This window comes from Streptomyces sp. NPDC059897 (assembly GCF_042730865.1).
Lineage (GTDB): Bacteria > Actinomycetota > Actinomycetes > Streptomycetales > Streptomycetaceae > Streptomyces.
In genome coordinates this window covers 1-15,295 of the sequence record NZ_JBHWKQ010000021.1, presented here as the reverse complement: position 1 = coordinate 15,295, position 15,295 = coordinate 1, and the positions used below count along the sequence as shown (strand labels likewise).

16 protein-coding genes are annotated in these 15,295 nt (G+C 70.7%); 6 read left to right on the top strand and 10 right to left on the bottom strand.

Going from position 1 to position 15,295, the window contains the following annotated elements; translation table 11 throughout:
* Window positions 1–17: 17 nt before the first annotated feature.
* Entirely contained in the window at window positions 18–2,285 is a 2,268-nt protein-coding gene (locus tag ACFV9W_RS22890; RefSeq protein ID WP_385763742.1) for an MMPL family transporter, read from the bottom strand.
* Between the two features lie 350 nt (window positions 2,286–2,635).
* On the opposite strand from ACFV9W_RS22890, the gene ACFV9W_RS22885 reads away from it, so the two are divergent.
* The 4 genes from ACFV9W_RS22885 (at window position 2,636) to ACFV9W_RS22870 (ending at window position 6,171) form a co-directional block, all read left to right on the top strand.
* On the top strand, window positions 2,636–3,841 hold the full coding sequence (locus tag ACFV9W_RS22885; protein ID WP_385763740.1) for a S8 family serine peptidase: 1,206 nt from the start codon (window positions 2,636–2,638) through the stop codon (window positions 3,839–3,841).
* 73 nt (window positions 3,842–3,914) lie between these two features.
* Entirely contained in the window at window positions 3,915–4,484 is a 570-nt protein-coding gene (locus tag ACFV9W_RS22880) for a DUF1697 domain-containing protein (protein ID WP_385763738.1), read from the top strand.
* A 24-nt stretch (window positions 4,485–4,508) separates the two neighbouring features.
* A complete protein-coding gene (locus ACFV9W_RS22875) occupies window positions 4,509–5,522 on the top strand; it encodes a ketopantoate reductase family protein (RefSeq protein WP_385763736.1) in 1,014 nt (337 codons plus the stop codon).
* Between the two features lie 64 nt (window positions 5,523–5,586).
* Window positions 5,587–6,171 carry a TIGR03086 family metal-binding protein gene (locus ACFV9W_RS22870; protein ID WP_385763734.1) on the top strand — a complete coding sequence of 195 codons (585 nt, stop codon included), beginning with the start codon at window positions 5,587–5,589 and terminating at the stop codon, window positions 6,169–6,171.
* A gap of 3 nt (window positions 6,172–6,174) precedes the next feature.
* Here the strand turns inward: ACFV9W_RS22870 and ACFV9W_RS22865 are convergent, their stop codons facing one another.
* From ACFV9W_RS22865 to ACFV9W_RS22825, 9 genes are all read right to left on the bottom strand, one after another.
* The gene (locus tag ACFV9W_RS22865) at window positions 6,175–6,915 is read right to left on the bottom strand and encodes a sirohydrochlorin chelatase (protein ID WP_385763732.1); all 741 of its coding nucleotides are present in this window, start codon (window positions 6,913–6,915) and stop codon (window positions 6,175–6,177) included.
* Window positions 6,916–6,952: 37 nt separating this feature from the next.
* Window positions 6,953–7,474, bottom strand: a complete 522-nt coding sequence (locus ACFV9W_RS22860; protein ID WP_385763730.1) for a hypothetical protein — start codon at window positions 7,472–7,474, stop codon at window positions 6,953–6,955.
* A gap of 25 nt (window positions 7,475–7,499) precedes the next feature.
* The gene (locus ACFV9W_RS22855) at window positions 7,500–8,849 is read right to left on the bottom strand and encodes a sulfate adenylyltransferase subunit 1 (protein ID WP_385763728.1); all 1,350 of its coding nucleotides are present in this window, start codon (window positions 8,847–8,849) and stop codon (window positions 7,500–7,502) included.
* A 2-nt stretch (window positions 8,850–8,851) separates the two neighbouring features.
* Window positions 8,852–9,787, bottom strand: a complete 936-nt coding sequence (gene cysD / locus ACFV9W_RS22850) for a sulfate adenylyltransferase subunit CysD (protein WP_385763726.1) — start codon at window positions 9,785–9,787, stop codon at window positions 8,852–8,854.
* Window positions 9,784–10,350, bottom strand: coding sequence for an adenylyl-sulfate kinase (gene cysC, locus ACFV9W_RS22845; protein ID WP_385763724.1), 567 nt, complete (start codon window positions 10,348–10,350; stop codon window positions 9,784–9,786). Before cysC ends, cysD begins: the two co-directional genes overlap by 4 nt.
* Before the next feature lie 14 nt (window positions 10,351–10,364).
* Window positions 10,365–11,075: a phosphoadenylyl-sulfate reductase gene (locus tag ACFV9W_RS22840; protein WP_385763722.1), complete on the bottom strand. Its 711-nt coding sequence runs from the start codon at window positions 11,073–11,075 to the stop codon at window positions 10,365–10,367.
* Window positions 11,072–11,251: a hypothetical protein gene (locus ACFV9W_RS22835; protein ID WP_326017139.1), complete on the bottom strand. Its 180-nt coding sequence runs from the start codon at window positions 11,249–11,251 to the stop codon at window positions 11,072–11,074. Before ACFV9W_RS22835 ends, ACFV9W_RS22840 begins: the two co-directional genes overlap by 4 nt.
* A complete protein-coding gene (locus ACFV9W_RS22830) occupies window positions 11,248–12,945 on the bottom strand; it encodes a nitrite/sulfite reductase (protein WP_385763720.1) in 1,698 nt (565 codons plus the stop codon). Before ACFV9W_RS22830 ends, ACFV9W_RS22835 begins: the two co-directional genes overlap by 4 nt.
* 290 nt (window positions 12,946–13,235) lie before the next feature.
* Window positions 13,236–13,823 (bottom strand): GNAT family N-acetyltransferase, encoded by a 588-nt coding sequence (locus ACFV9W_RS22825; protein WP_385763718.1) that lies wholly within the window; start codon window positions 13,821–13,823, stop codon window positions 13,236–13,238.
* 124 nt (window positions 13,824–13,947) lie between these two features.
* Here ACFV9W_RS22825 and ACFV9W_RS22820 point away from each other — a divergent pair, with 124 nt between their 5' ends.
* Window positions 13,948–14,406 carry a hypothetical protein gene (locus ACFV9W_RS22820; protein ID WP_385763716.1) on the top strand — a complete coding sequence of 153 codons (459 nt, stop codon included), beginning with the start codon at window positions 13,948–13,950 and terminating at the stop codon, window positions 14,404–14,406.
* Between the two features lie 103 nt (window positions 14,407–14,509).
* Complete coding sequence (locus ACFV9W_RS22815) at window positions 14,510–14,980, top strand: M4 family metallopeptidase (RefSeq protein ID WP_385763714.1); 471 nt, start codon at window positions 14,510–14,512, stop codon at window positions 14,978–14,980.
* The last annotated feature ends 315 nt before the right edge of the window (window positions 14,981–15,295 follow it).

Genomic DNA, 15,295 nt, shown 5'->3' with positions numbered 1-15,295 from the left:
GGCCGTGCGCGCGTCGGTCAGACGCGCACCTGATCGCCGTCCGCGCGCGGCACGGGGGCGGGCTCGATGCCCGCCTCGTCGTGCGTCAGGTCCGGCATCCGGCGCAGCCACCTCGGCAGATACCAGTTGCGCTCCCCGAGCAGCGCCATCACCGCCGGGAGCAGCACGCCGCGGATGACGGTCGCGTCGATCAGGATCGCCGCCGCGAGGCCCACGCCCATCTGCTTCATGGACTGCATGGACAGCGTCCCGAAGATGCTGAACACGGCGACCATGATGACGGCGGCGCTGGTCACCACGCCCGCCGTGGTGACCACACCGTGCCGGATCGCGGCCTCGTTCGTACGCCCCTGAAGACGCGCCTCCTTGATCCGGGACACCACGAACACGTGGTAGTCCATCGACAGGCCGAACAGGATCACGAACAGGAACAGCGGCAGCCACGTGATGATGGCGCCCACGCCCTCCGCGCCGACCAGGGACGCGCCCCAGCCGTGCTGGAAGACGGCGACCAGGACCCCGTAGGCGGCTCCCACCGACAGCAGGTTGAGCACGATCGACGTGATCGCGACCGTCAGTGAGCGGAACGAGAGCAGCATCAGCAGGAACGCGAACGCGACGACGAACACGAAGACCGGGACGACGGAACCGACGATCTGGTCGTTGAAGTCCTTCGACCCCGCGACCTGCCCGGTGACCGGCGCCTCGACGCCGTCGACCTTGCCCAGGGTGTCGGGCCGCACCTCGTCGCGCAGCAGCGCCAGGCTCTTCTCGGCCTTGTCCTGATCGGATCCGCCGACGAGCGGTACGTCGACGATCGCCACGTTCTCGTCCCGGTGCACGGTGACCTCGACCGGGCCGCGCGAGGCGCCCGAGCTCACGGCCCGCGCCCGGAAGTCGGCGAGGGCGGCGCGCACCTCGGCGGCGTCGATGTCGTCGGCCTTCACGACCACCTCGGCCGGGTCCGAGCCGCCGGGGAACGCCGCGTTGACCCGGTCGTACGTCGCCACGATCGGCAGCGAGTCGCCGAACTCCTGGTCCAGGGTGAGGTTCTGGGTCTTCATGCCGAGCGCGGGCGCGGCGATCGCGAGCAGCGCGCCGACCGCGACGGCGACGGAGACGGCGGGCCGCGCGAGCACGACGGTCAGCACCCGGCTCCAGAACCGGCTGCCGCTCTCGCCGCCGCCCCGGCGCTTCGTCGGGTGCAGGAACGGCAGGCGGCCCTTCTCCACCCGCTCCCCGAGCAGCGAGAGCAGCGCCGGAAGCACGGTCACGGAGCCGACCATCGCGACCGCCACCACCATCAGCGAGGCGAGGCCCATCGCCTGGAACTCGGCGAGCCCGGTGAACAGCATGCCCGCCATCGCCACGCACACCGTGACCCCGGAGACGATGATCGCCCGGCCACTGGTGGCCGCCGCGACGCGCAGCGCGGTCCCCGGATCGTGCCCCTTCATCCGCTCCTCGCGCTCGCGCCGCAGATAGAACAGGCAGTAGTCGACGCCGACCGCGAGGCCCACGAGCAGCATCACCGAGTTGGCGGTCTCGCTCATCGGCTGCAGATGGCTGACGAGCCCCATCAGGCCCATCGTCGCCATGATCGCCGTGACGGCGAGCGCCACCGGCAGCAGCGCCGCGACGAGCGCGCCGAACGCGATCAGCAGGATGCCGAGCGCCACCGGCACCGCCGAGTACTCGGCGCGCTGGAAGTCGTCGCCGAACGCGTCGTCGAAGGTCTTGTTCATGCTCGCGGCGCCGATCTCCTCGATCCGCAGCGCGTCATGGTCGTCCGCGACACCCGCGACGGCCTTCTGGACCGGTTCGACCCGGTCGGCCGCGGTGTCGGGGTCGCCCCGCATGTCGAACTGGACGAGCGCGGTGCGGCCGTCCTTCGAGATCGTCCGGCTGTCGGCGGCGTACGGCGAGCGCACGGCGGTCACCTCGCCGGTGCCCTCGACGGCCTTCACCACGTCGGCGACCGCGGCCCTGAACTCGGGCGCGGTGGCCCGCAGCGCGCCGTTCCTGCTCTGGACGAGCACGGTCTCGCCCGCCGGCTCGTCCACGCCCGCGTCCTCGATGATGCGGGCGGCCTGGCTCGTCTCGCCCTTGAGCTGGTCGTCCTCCGACACGTCCACGCGCCCCGCGACGGACCCCAGGCCCATCGCCACCACGACGAACAGCACCCAGATCCCCACCGCCGCCCACCTGTGCCGGGCGCTCCAGCCACCGGCCCGCGCGGCGAATCCGCGCACCCGGTGCTCCTGCCGTTCCCCGTTCCTGGCCATCAGGTCACCTCCGAAATCGAAGGTATGGGCGGGATAAGGGCGGTTCGTCGTGCTGTTCGGTGAAGTGAGAGGGGCGGGGGTCCCCGCGGAGGATGACCGAAGTCCCCTACATCTATCGGGGGTTGAGTCGCCGCAGGATGAACCCTGACCGAACCTCCGCAAGAGTCCGTTTTGTTATTACGAAACCTTGTTGAGGACGTCACAGCTGTATGAAGGTCTTGATCTGACCGCGTCAATCGGTCAGGGTTTCGTCTCAACCCCCGGACATCTTCCGGAGTTTGACAACCTTCGCGAAGGTTCGTCCTGGGGCGCTGGCATTTCCCCCCACACCACTGAGGAGATCCCTCTTCATGGCAACAAACCAGCATGCGCGCACGATGAAGCTCACCGCGGCCATAGCCACGGCGGCTACAGCAGTGGGCGTCACCATGTTCGGCGGCTTCTCCGCCACCGCGGCCCCCGCCGAGGGCAAGGTCTACGGGCAGGACGCCAAGGGCGCCGTGTCCGGCAGCTACATCGTGCTGCTCGACCAGAAGGCGGGCGCCTCCGCCAAGAAGGACCTGGCCAAGGAGTACGGCGGCACGATCGAGCGGAACTACAGCTCGGCGGTCAACGGCTTCTCGGCGAGCGGCCTGTCGGACACCGAGGCCAAGCGCCTCGCCGCCGACGGCGCCGTTTCGAAGGTCGTCCAGAACAAGAAGTTCCACATCGACGCCACCCAGGACAACCCGCCGTCGTGGGGCCTGGACCGCATCGACCAGGCGGACACCGCGGGCGACAGCAAGTACACGTACCCGGACAGCGCGGGCGAGGGCGCGACCGCGTACGTCATCGACACCGGCGTGCGGATCAGCCACAAGGACTTCGGCGGCCGGGCCACGCACGGCTTCGACGCCGTCGACAACGACGACAGCGCCGACGACGGCAACGGGCACGGCACGCACGTCGCCGGCACCATCGCCGGTGAGGCGCACGGCGTGGCCAAGAAGGCGAAGATCGTCGCCGTCCGCGTCCTCGACGACCAGGGCTCCGGCACCACCGAGCAGGTCGTCGCGGGCATCGACTGGGTGACCGAGAACCACTCGGGCCCCTCCGTCGCCAACATGTCGCTCGGCGGCGGCGTGGACGAGGCGCTCGACGCGGCGGTCAAGAAGTCCATCGACTCCGGTGTCACCTACGCGGTGGCGGCGGGCAACGAGTCGGCGGACGCCTCCCAGTCCAGCCCCGCCCGGGTCCCGGAGGCCATCACGGTCGCCTCCTCGACCAAGGACGACGAGCAGTCGGACTTCTCCAACTACGGCTCCGTCGTCGACATCTACGCGCCTGGATCGGACATCACGTCCGACTGGAACACCGGGGACGACGCCACCAACACCATCTCCGGTACGTCGATGGCGACGCCGCACGTCGTCGGCGCGGCCGCCGTCTACCTGGCCGGGCACAAGGACGCCGCCCCGGCCGACGTCGCCAAGGCGCTCACCGACGGGGCCACCCCCGACGCCATCAAGAACGCGTCGGACGGCACCGCGAACAAGCTCCTGAAGGTCGTCGAGTAAACGTTTCGGCTCGATGATCGGCGGCCGCCGTGCCCACCCCCACGGGGAACGGCGGCCGCCTTATCGTGTGCGCATGACACAGCGGACCTCGACCGAGGGATACGCGGCGCTACTGCGCGGCATCAACGTGGGCGGCAGTAAGAAGGTGCCGATGGCCGTGCTGCGGCCGCTGATCGAGGGCCTGGGCCTCGCCGACGTACGCACCTACCTCCAGAGCGGCAACGTCGCCTTCACCGCTCCGGCCGGCGGCGACGAGGACGCGCTTGCGACCGCGATCACCAAGGCGATCGCCGAAGAGTTCGGCTTCACCGTCGACGTCCTGGTGCGCGGCCACGCCTACCTGAAGGGGGTCATGGCCGACTGCCCGTTCCCGGCCGCCGAACTGGAGGCCAAGCAACTGCACGTCACGTACTTCTCCGGGCCCGTCACCGCCGAGCGCTTCGCCTCCGTGGACCCGGCCGCGTTCGCCCCCGAGGACTTCCGCCTCGGTGACCGCGCCCTCTACCTCTACGCGCCCCAGGGCCTCGGCGTATCGAAGCTGGGCGCCCAGTTGGCCCGCCCGGGACTCAACAAGGGCCTCATCGCGACGAGTCGCAACTGGAACACCGTGACGAAACTGGTGGAACTCACGGCCCCACAGTGAGCGCGTCCGTGAAAAGGTCGGCGCATGCGCTACATCATCATCGGAGCAGGAGCGGTCGGCGGCGTCATCGGCGGGCGGCTCGCCCAGGCCGGGCACGAGGACGTGGTGCTCGTCGCGCGCGGCAGCCAGTACGAGGCGCTGCGCGCCAAGGGGCTGCGCGTCGAGACGCCGGACGGCCCGCACACCCATCGACTCCCCGTCGTGGACGGCCCGGAGGCGCTCGGCACGCTGCGCGCCGACGATGTGCTGATTCTCGCCGTGAAGACCCAGGACAGCGCGGCGGCGCTCGCCGCGTGGGGGCCGCGCCCCGTCGAGGGCGGCGGCACGGCGGCGCTCCGCCTCCCGCTCGTCTGCGCGCAGAACGGTGTGGAGAGCGAGCGGCTCGCCCTGCGCACCTTCCAGCGCGTGTACGGGATGTGCGTGTGGCTGCCCGCCACGTTCGTCGAGCCGGGCGTCGTGCGCGCCCAGGGCGTCCCGCTCTCCGGCATGCTGCACCTCGGCCGCTACCCGTCGGGCAGCGACGAGACCGCGCGGGCGATCTCCGCCGACCTGGAGAAGGGGCTCCTCGAAGCGCCCGTCGTCGACGACGTCATGCGCTGGAAGTACGCCAAGCTCCTCGCCAACCTGGCCAATTCGATCGAGGCGGTCTCCGGCGTGCTCACCAGCGAGGAGGGCATCGCCCTGTTCCGCCGGGCCCGCGCCGAGGGCGAGGCGGTGCTCGACGCCGCCGGTGTCGCGTACGCGAGCCCGGACGAGGAGAAGGCCACCCGCGCCGACAAGATCACCTTCGAGCCCCTCGACAGCTCCCCGCGCGGCGGCGGCTCCTCCTGGCAGTCCCTCCAGCGCGGCGCGGGCAGCATCGAGGCCGACTACCTCAACGGAGAGATCGCTCTCCTCGGCCGCCTGCACGGCGTGCCCACACCGGTCAACGACGTCCTCCAGGAACTCGCGAACGAGGCGGCGCGCGAGGGACGTTCAGCGGGCGAGACGAGCGTGACGGACCTGGTGGCGACGGTGAACGCACGCAGCGCCCCATAGCCCCCCGCCCATCTGTCGCATTTGTTCAAGAGACGCGGCCACGGGTAGCCGTAGCGTCACCGGCATGAACGAACTCCGCATGGACACCGTGTACCCGTACCTCACCGAAGGCGCCGCCGAGGCGGTCCGCGTCGCGTCCGGCGTCGGCCCCGGCCGGCTCGACGCGGCCTCGGGCTGCGGCGACTGGGACGTGCGGACGCTCGTGAACCACTGGGCCGTCTACACCTCACACGGCATGGAACACCGGGCGCGGCGCACCCAGTTGCCCGAGGAGCTGACCGAGCGCGACCTCACGGCCGACGCCAACTGGGCGACGACGTACGCCACCGACCTCGACCGCGCGGTCGCCGCCTGGGCGGAACCGGCCGTCTGGGAGGGCGAGATCGACCTCGGCTTCGCCCGGCAGCCCGCCCCCGAAGTCGCCGCCCTGCTGTGGGCCGAACTCGTCCTGCACGGCTGGGACGTGGCGCAGGCCACCGGCCAGGAATTCCACGTCTCGGACGGCGCGGCGGCCCTCCTCCTCCAGGTGGTGGCGGCGAACGCCGACCTCTACCGCCAGTACGAGGGCTTCGCCGCGCCGGTCGCCGTGGGGGACGACGCGCCGGTGTACGCGAGGGCGCTGGCCCTCAGCGGCCGGGGTCCGAGCTGACGGTCAGGCCCCGACCGCCACCAACTCCCGTACGGAAGCCGCCGCATAACGATCCATCAGCACCCGCGCCACCTCCGGCGCCGCCCCCAGTACGTCCGCGAGGACATCGGCCTTCGTCGCGCCCGACGCGATGCGGTCGGGGAGGCGGCCCGGGGCGAGGACGTAGGGGGCGACCGCCACGCGGTCGCAGCCGAGGGAGCGCAGTTCTTGGACGGCGTCGGCCGTGCGGGGGAGGGATGCGGAGGCGAACGCAGGCCGCACGGCGCACCAACCGGTGTGCCGCCACTCCCGCGCGATTTCAGCGATCACTGCGATCGCCTCCGGGTCTGAGGAGCCCGCCGAGGCCAGGACGACCCCGGTCGTGGGCTTGTCGGCGGGGGTCAACCCCGCCTCGTACAGGCGGCGTTCGAGGGCCGTGACCAGGAGCGGGTCGGGGCCCAGGACGTCCGCCTGGCGGATCCGCATGCCCCGCGGCGCCTCGCGCAGCACCGCGGGGATGTCCGTCTTCGCGTGGAAGGCGCGGGTGAGCAGGAGGGGGAGCGCGATCACGTCCCGGACCCCGTCCGCCGCGAGAGAATCCAACACCCCGTGCACAGAAGGGACGTTGAAGTCCAGGAAGGCCGTCTCCACCCGCACACCGGGGTTCTGCGCCCGCACCTCGCCCACCAGGGCGTGCACGGTCGCGGCATGGCGCGGGTCGCGGCTGCCGTGGGCTATCACGAGGAGGGCGGGGGAGTGGCTCATCGGTCGCTCGGTTCCTGGGGGCCTTGGGTCCTGGGGCTCAGTTCTTGGTGAGGGGTTCGTGGGCGTGTCGCACGCGGCGCTCCAACGGGGTGAGGATCAACAGGTCGACGGCGATCCCGACGGTCACGAGGAGCAGGGCCGTCAGCACCACCGCCGTACCGGCGGTGGTGGCGTGCGGCAACGCCGAGGCGATCAGCACGGCCGCCAGCAGCGCGCGCCAGGCGAAGGCCCAGCCCTGCTTGACGCCCGCCAGGTAGCCGGGCGGCGCCGAGGCGAGACCCTGTGCGATGGGCGGGGCCGCGCCGAGCAGCAGTACCGCGTAGAGCACAGGAGCGTTCAGGCCCTGCCACAGGATCACGGCCGGTACCCACACCACCGAGGGCAGCGAGCGAAGACCCGACAGGACCGGACCGGCCACCGCGCGTACGGACGGCACGCGAGTCATGGTCAGTCCGAGCAGCGTGCCGAGCGCGAGGGCGAGCAGGAAGCCGGGCAGGCCGTACGAGACGCTCGTCCGGAGCAGGTCCGGGAACGTCTCCTGCCAGGTCGCGGCCACCACGCTCGCCCTCATTCCGGTCCGGGACTCAGAAGTCCCAGCCCTCCTCGTCCACCAGCGCCTTGGGGTCCTCCGCCGACGCGAAGGACTCGCCGGCCATGCCCGCCGCGAGCGTCGTGCCGTCCGACGGGTCGACCAGCAGGAACGAGCCCGTGCGGCGCGAGTCCGCGTAGGAGTCGATGGCGAGGGCCTCGGCGAGCCGCACCTTCACCCGGCCGATGTCGTTGGCGACCAGTTGGCCCGGCTCCGGGTGCTGGGAGAGGTCGTCGAGCGTGAGCCGCGACGGGATCTCCTTGACGATCGCCTTGACCGTGCGGGTGGTGTGCTTGAGCAGTACGCGCTGGCCCACGGCGAGCGGGGTGTCCGCCACGTGGCACACCGTCGCCTCGATGTCCTGCGAGGTGGCCGGCGCGTCGTGGCTCGGCACGATCAGGTCGCCGCGCGAGATGTCGATGTCGTCCTCCAGGCGGAGGGTGATCGACTGCGGCGTCCACGCCACGTCGACCTCCGTGCCCAGCAGGTCGATGCCGACGACCTTCGACGTACGGCCCGAGGGCAGCACCGTGACGGACTCGCCGACGCGGAACGTTCCTGCCGCGATCTGCCCCGCGTAGCCCCGGTAGTCCGGGTGCTCGGCGGTCTGCGGGCGGATCACGTACTGGACGGGGAGGCGGGCGTGGCAGCTGGTCAGGTCGTGGCTGACCGGCACCGTCTCCAGGTGCTCGAGAACCGTCGGGCCGCCGTACCAGTCCATGTTGGCGGACGGCTCCACGACGTTGTCGCCCGCGAGCGCCGAGATCGGGATCGCGGTGATCTCCGGCACGCCCAACTGCCCGGCGTACGCGGTGAATTCCTCGGCGATCTTCGCGAAGACGGTCTCCTCGTAGTCGACGAGGTCCATCTTGTTGACGGCGAGGACGACGTGCGGGACGCGCAGGAGCGCGGCGACGGCGGCGTGCCTGCGGGTCTGCTCGATGACGCCGTTGCGGGCGTCGACGAGGACCACGGCGAGGTCGGCGGTGGACGCGCCGGTCACCATGTTCCGCGTGTACTGCACGTGGCCCGGCGTGTCCGCGAGGATGAAGCGGCGGCGCGGGGTCGCGAAGTAGCGGTACGCGACGTCGATGGTGATGCCCTGCTCGCGCTCGGCGCGCAGGCCGTCCGTGAGGAGGGCCAGGTCCGGCTCGGCGGCGCCGCGCGAACGCGACGCGAGTTCGACGGCCTCCAGCTGGTCCGTGAGGACCGACTTGGAGTCGTGCAGGAGGCGGCCGACCAGCGTGGACTTGCCGTCGTCGACGGAACCGGCCGTGGCGAACCGCAGCAGGGTCGTCGCCGAAAGCCCGGCCAGCTCCTCGGCGGCGGAGGCAGTGGTGCTCATGTCTAGAAGTACCCTTCGCGCTTGCGGTCTTCCATCGCGGCCTCGGACATCTTGTCGTCGGCGCGGGTGGCGCCCCGCTCGGTGAGCCGGGAGACGGCGATCTCGGCGATCACCTTGTCGATCGTGGTGGCGTCCGAGTCGACGGCGCCGGTGCAGGACATGTCGCCGACGGTGCGGTAGCGGACCTGCCGCGTCTCGACCGTCTCCTCGTCCTTCGGGCCGCCCCACTCGCCCGCGGTCAGCCACATGCCGCTGCGCTTGAAGACCGGGCGCTCGTGCGCGTAGTAGATCTCCGGCAGTTCGATGTTCTCGCGGGCGATGTACTGCCACACGTCCAGCTCGGTCCAGTTCGAGAGCGGGAACACGCGGACGTGCTCGCCGGGGGCGTGCCGGCCGTTGTAGAGCTGCCACAGCTCGGGGCGCTGGCGGCGCGGGTCCCACTGGGAGAACTCGTCGCGGAGACTGAACACGCGCTCCTTGGCGCGGGCCTTCTCCTCGTCGCGGCGGCCGCCGCCGAAGACGGCGTCGAACTTCTCCTGCTGGATCTTCTCGGTCAGCGGCACGGTCTGGAGCGGGTTACGGGTCCCGTCCGGACGCTCGCGCAGCTTGCCGGCGTCGATGTACTCCTGCACGGAGGCGACGTGCAGGCGCAGGCCGTGCTTCTCCACCGTGCGGTCGCGGTACTCGAGGACCTCGGGGAAGTTGTGCCCGGTGTCGACGTGCAGCAGCGAGAAGGGGATCGCGGCCGGGGCGAAGGCCTTCAGCGCCAGGTGCAGCATGACGATGGAGTCCTTGCCGCCGGAGAAGAGAATCACCGGCCGCTCGAACTCGCCCGCCACCTCGCGGAAGATGTGCACGGCCTCGGACTCCAGCGCGTCCAGGTGGCTGAGCGCGTAGGGGGAATCGGTGTCCTCGGTCACTGTGGCTACGGTCGTCATGCGGCGAGACCCCTCTCGGTGAGCAGCGCACGGAGCGCTGCCGCGGACTCCTGCACGGTCTGGTTCTGCGACTCGATGCGCAGGTCGGGCGATTCGGGTGCCTCGTACGGGTCGTCGACACCGGTGAGCCCGGTCAGCTCACCGGCGGCCTGCTTGGCGTACAGGCCCTTCACGTCGCGGTCGGAGCACACCTCCACGGGCGTGGCCACGTGCACCTCCAGGTATCCGGTGCCGCCGGTCTGGTGGCGCTTGCGGACTGCCTCGCGGCTGTCCGCGTACGGCGCGATGACCGGGACGAGCGCCAACACGCCGTTACGGGCGAGGAGTTCGGCGAGGTAGCCGATGCGCTGGACGTTCGTGTGCCGGTCCTCGCGGCTGAAGCCGAGGCCCGCCGAGAGGTACTCGCGGATCTCGTCGCCGTCCAGCACCTCGACCTTGCGGCCCTCGGCGCGCAGCGTGTTCGCCAGCTCGTACGCGATGGTGGTCTTGCCGGCGGACGGCAGACCCGTGAGCCAGATCGTGGCTCCGGTCACTTGGTTCTCCAAAGTCCGTGTTTCGTTCATGAGTTCAGGCCCGGTCAGCCGTGCAGTCCGCACTCGGTCTTCGCCTGTCCCGCCCACCGTCCGGCGCGCGCGTCCTCGCCTTCGAGGAGGCGGCGGGTGCACGGGGCGCAGCCCACGGAGCCGTAGCCGTCCATCAGGAGCGGGTTGGTGAGCACGCCGTGCTCGGCGACGTAGGCGTCGACGTCGTCCTGCGTCCAGCGGGCGATCGGCGAGACCTTGACCTTCTGCCGCTTCTCGTCCCAGCCGACGACCGGGGTGTTCGCGCGGGTCGGGGACTCGTCGCGGCGCAGGCCCGTGGCCCAGGCGGCGTACCCGGCGAGGCCCTCTTCCAGGGGCTTCACCTTGCGCATCGCGCAGCACAGGTCGGGGTCGCGGTCGTGCAGCTTCGGGCCGAACTCGGCGTCCTGCTCGGCGACCGTCTGCCGCGGGGTGAGCGTGATGACGTTGACGTCCATCACGGCCTCGACGGCGTCCCGGGTGCCGATCGTCTCCTCGAAGTGGTAGCCGGTGTCGAGGAAGACGACGTCCACACCGGGCATCGCGCGGGAGGCGAGGTGGGCGACGACCGCGTCCTCCATGGACGAGGTCACGCAGAACTTCTTGCCGAAGGTGTCCGTCGCCCACTGGAGGATCTCCAGCGGCGACGCGTCCTCCAGGTCGCGCCCGGCCTGCTCGGCGAGCGCCTTCAACTCATCCGTGTCCGTGGGGGCCTGAGCCGTCGTCATATCTGTTCCCCTCCACCGTCGTTGCGCTGAACCCCGCGGGCGAGCAGCCCGCGGAACTTCAACGTGAAGGCTCGATTGCAGGCCGCGCATTCCCAGGCGCCGTGACCTTCCTCGCCGGGGCGAAGGTCCTCGTCACCGCAGTAGGGGCAGTAGAAGGGCGCGGCACGCTCGCTCATGAGAGGGCCTCCGCGGAGGCACGCGCGGCCCAGGTCGCGAACCGCTCGCCGTCCTCGCGCTCGGCCTCGTAGTTCTTCAGGACGCGCTCGATGTAGTCCGGCAGTTCGGCCGACGTGACCTTCAGGCCGCGCACCTTGCGGCCGAACCCGGCCTCCAGGCCGAGCGCGCCGCCGAGGTGCACCTGGTAGCCCTCGACCTGGTTGCCCTCGTCGTCGAGGACGAGCTGCCCCTTGAGACCGATGTCCGCGACCTGGATACGGGCGCAGGCGTTCGGGCAGCCGTTGAGGTTGATGGTCAGCGGCTCGTCGAACTCCGGGAGCCGCTTCTCCAGCTCGTCGATCAGCTGCGAACCGCGGGCCTTGGTCTCGACGATGGCGAGCTTGCAGAACTCGATGCCGGTGCAGGCCATCGTGCCGCGCCGGAACGGCGAGGGCTTCACCTGGAAGTCCATCGCCTCGAGGCCGGCGACGAGCGAGTCGACCTGGTCCTCGGTGACGTCGAGGATGATCATCTTCTGCTCGACGGTGGTCCGCAGCCGGTCCGAGCCGTGCGCCCCGGCCAGTTCGGCGATCTTGGTGAGCGTGGTGCCGTCCACCCGGCCGACGCGCGGCGCGAACCCGACGTAGAAACGGCCGTCCTGCTGCTGGTGGACGCCGATGTGGTCGCGCCACTTCTGCGCGGGCTCCTCGGGCGCGGGGCCGTCGACGAGCGCCCGCTTCAGGTACTCGGTCTCGAGGACCTCGCGGAACTTCTCCGCGCCCCAGTCGGCCATCAGGAACTTCAGGCGGGCGCGGTTGCGCAGGCGGCGGTAGCCGTAGTCGCGGAAGATGCCGACCACGCCGGCCCAGACGTCGGCGACCTCGTCCAGCGGCACCCAGGCGCCGAGGCGCTGCGCGAGCTTGGGGTTGGTGGACAGGCCGCCGCCGACCCAGAGGTCGAAGCCGGGCCCGTGCTCGGGGTGCTCGACGCCGACGAACGCCACGTCGTTGATCTCGTGGACCACATCCTGGACAGGGGAGCCCGAGATCGCGGTCTTGAACTTGCGCGGCAGGTTGGAGAACTCCTTGCTGCCGATGTACCGCTCGTGGATCTCGTCCACCGCGGGCGTGCCGTCGATGATCTCGTCGGCGGCGATGCCGGCCACCGGGGAGCCGATGATCACGCGGGGGCAGTCGCCGCAGGCCTCGGTCGTGGACAGGCCCACGGCCTCCAGCTTGTCCCAGATCGCGGGAACGTCCTCGATGCGGATCCAGTGCAGCTGGATGTTCTGCCGGTCGGTGATGTCGGCGGTGCCCCGCGCGTACTGCTCGGAGACCTCGCCGATCGCCCGCAGCTGCGGAACGGTCAGCCGGCCGCCGTCCACGCGCACCCGCAGCATGAAGTACTCGTCGTCCAGCTCCTCCGGCTCCAGGACGGCCGTCTTGCCGCCGTCGATGCCGGGCTTGCGCTGGGTGTACAGGCCCCACCAGCGCATGCGTCCGCGCAGGTCCTGGGGGTCGATGGAGTCGAAACCGCGCTTGGAGTAGATCGTCTCAATACGTGTCCGTACATTGAGACCGTCGTCGTCCTTCTTGAACTGCTCGTTGCCGTTGAGCGGAGTGAAGTGGCCCACGGCCCACTGGCCTTCGCCACGGTGACGGCTCACCTTGCGGCGGGGCGTGACGGGGGTAGGCGTATCCGGGGTGGCAGCCATGGATGTGTGTCCTTCAGGCAGGCTTAAGGCGGCTCTGACCTGCACACTTCGCGCAGGAGGCGCGGCGGTGCGCAGGAGATCAGATGTGACGAGAGATCGGCGGTGCTGGAGAGATCAGCGCGCCGGACAGATGGCGCTGGACATGCGGCCGAAGTCGACGTGACGTCGACTCACCAAGGCGGTTCCAGCTGTAGACATGACGAAAGCGTGTCACGGGACTTTGGGCCCGGTCCACCATTATCCGCGATGTGGACGGGATCGTCTCACATTGCGGATAATGGTGGTGTCGGTCACACTGCGGGGAAGGCCCCCGGCCACGGCCCCGCGGTCGGAAGGTCCGGCTCCTCCTCGGTCGCCGTGCGGAACAGCTTGAAGCCGCGCCGCTCGTAGTTGGCCATCGCGTGCTCCCCGTCCTTGCTGCACGTGTGCAGCCACACCCGCTTCGTCGGCTCCCGGTCGGGCCACCGCTCGGCCAGGTCCCAGGCCCGCGCGACCGCGTACGACAGCAGGTGCCCGCCGATCCGCCGACCCCGGAACGCCGGGATCAGGCCGAAGTAGACGACCTCCACGACACCGTCGTCCTGCGCGTCCAGCTCCACGTACCCGGCGGGCGTCCCCTTCTCGTACGCGACCCATGTCTCGCCACCCGGACGCGACAGCTGCTCCTGCCACTGCGTGTAGCTCCAGCCGAGCCGGTCGAGCCAGCGGATGTCGCTGCCCACGGACGCGTACAGGAAGCGGCTGAACTCGGGGGAGGGCACCTCGGCGCGCACGATCCGGACGTCGTCGCCCTCCGGCGGGACCGCGGGACGCAGATCGGCGGGCGAGGTCTGCTCGAGCGACCACGTGGTGACGGTGATGGTGTTGCTGCTGCTCATGCGGGTCATCGGATCACGCCCGCCGCGCTATGGCCAAGGGTGCCCGCGATGCGGGAAGATCCCGCAGCGCGCAACAGCGCCCCCCCCGCGCCATCCGTACCAGCCCAACCCGGAGGTTGTACCGATGTCACGTCGCTTCACTCGTGGTGCGCTCGCCGCGGCCACCCTCACCGTCGCCCTCGCCACGCTCGCGGCACCCGCCCTCGCCGCGCCCGGATCGGCGCAGGCCCACGTCTTCATGGTCAACCCGGTGCAGTCCTCGGGCGACCAGTCGCTCACCGACGCCAAGGACTCCGCGACGGCGGTCCCGAGCTCCCAGTACGCCACCGCCGCGCTGCGCAATCTCGACGGCGGCGGCGGTCTGTCCGGCAAGTGGGCCCAAGTGAGATCCGAGACCGGCGCCCCCGCGCAGGTCGCGGACGCCGGCACCTACACCCGCCACGACGACCAGTTCGAGCAGGTGATGGCCTACTTCTGGGGCAACGAGGCGCAGGAGTACCTCCAGTCCCTCGGCTTCGGCACCGAACTGCCCGGCGCCAACGACCGCGCCCAGCCCGTCCGCATCAACCAGTGGGGCGCCTGACCTCTCCAACTGCACCGACAAGAAGGCGGAGATCCGGTTCGGCAAGGGCGGCGTCGGCGACGCGGAGGACGCCGAGGTCGTCGTCCACGAGTACGGGCACGCCGTGCACCACGCCCAAGTCCCGGGATTCGGCACCTCGTTGGAGGCCGGGTCCATCGGTGAGGCGTTCGGCGACTACCTGGCCGTGACGGTCGGCGCCGCCGCCGACGCCCGGTACGGCTGGCCGCGGAAGGCCGACCTGGCGTGCGTCGCCGACTGGGACGCCGTCTCGTACACCTCGTCGGCCCCGCACTGCCTGCGCCGTGTCGACACCGACAAGACGTACGCGGACCGGGAGGGCGAGGTGCACGCCGACGGTGAGATCTGGTCGCGCGCCCTGTACGACATCCGCGGCGCCCTCGGCTCCCGCACGGCCGACCGGATCATCGTGAACGCCCAGTTCGGCTTCGCCCCCGACACGAGCTTCGAGGCGGCGGCGAAGGCGACGGTCGCGACGGCGCGGGAGATGTACGGGGCGGGCGCGGAGACGGCGGTGCGCAAGGCCTTCGCGGACCGGGGGATCCCGGGCGTCTAGGGCCCTTCTGACGGATCAGGCTGGACGCGGGAGGCCGCGCCGTTCGGCTCCGCGAGTGGGTGCTGGTGCGTGCAGCTGCAAGGCGGAGGAGGGCGTCAACGCGAATGGGGCCTCCCCTGCTCGAGCGGAGCCGAGAGCTTGGGGAAGTTGGCAACCGACGACAACGCCGCAGATGCGCGTGCCAGGGCCCACGACCCCAGCAAGATCCGTCAGAAGGGCCCTAGTAGTGCTTCGTTAGGTCTGTTCGTTGAGGCTGATCAGGAGCATGTTGGATGTGTGGACGCACATGAAGTGAACCGTCTGCGGGCGGAGTTG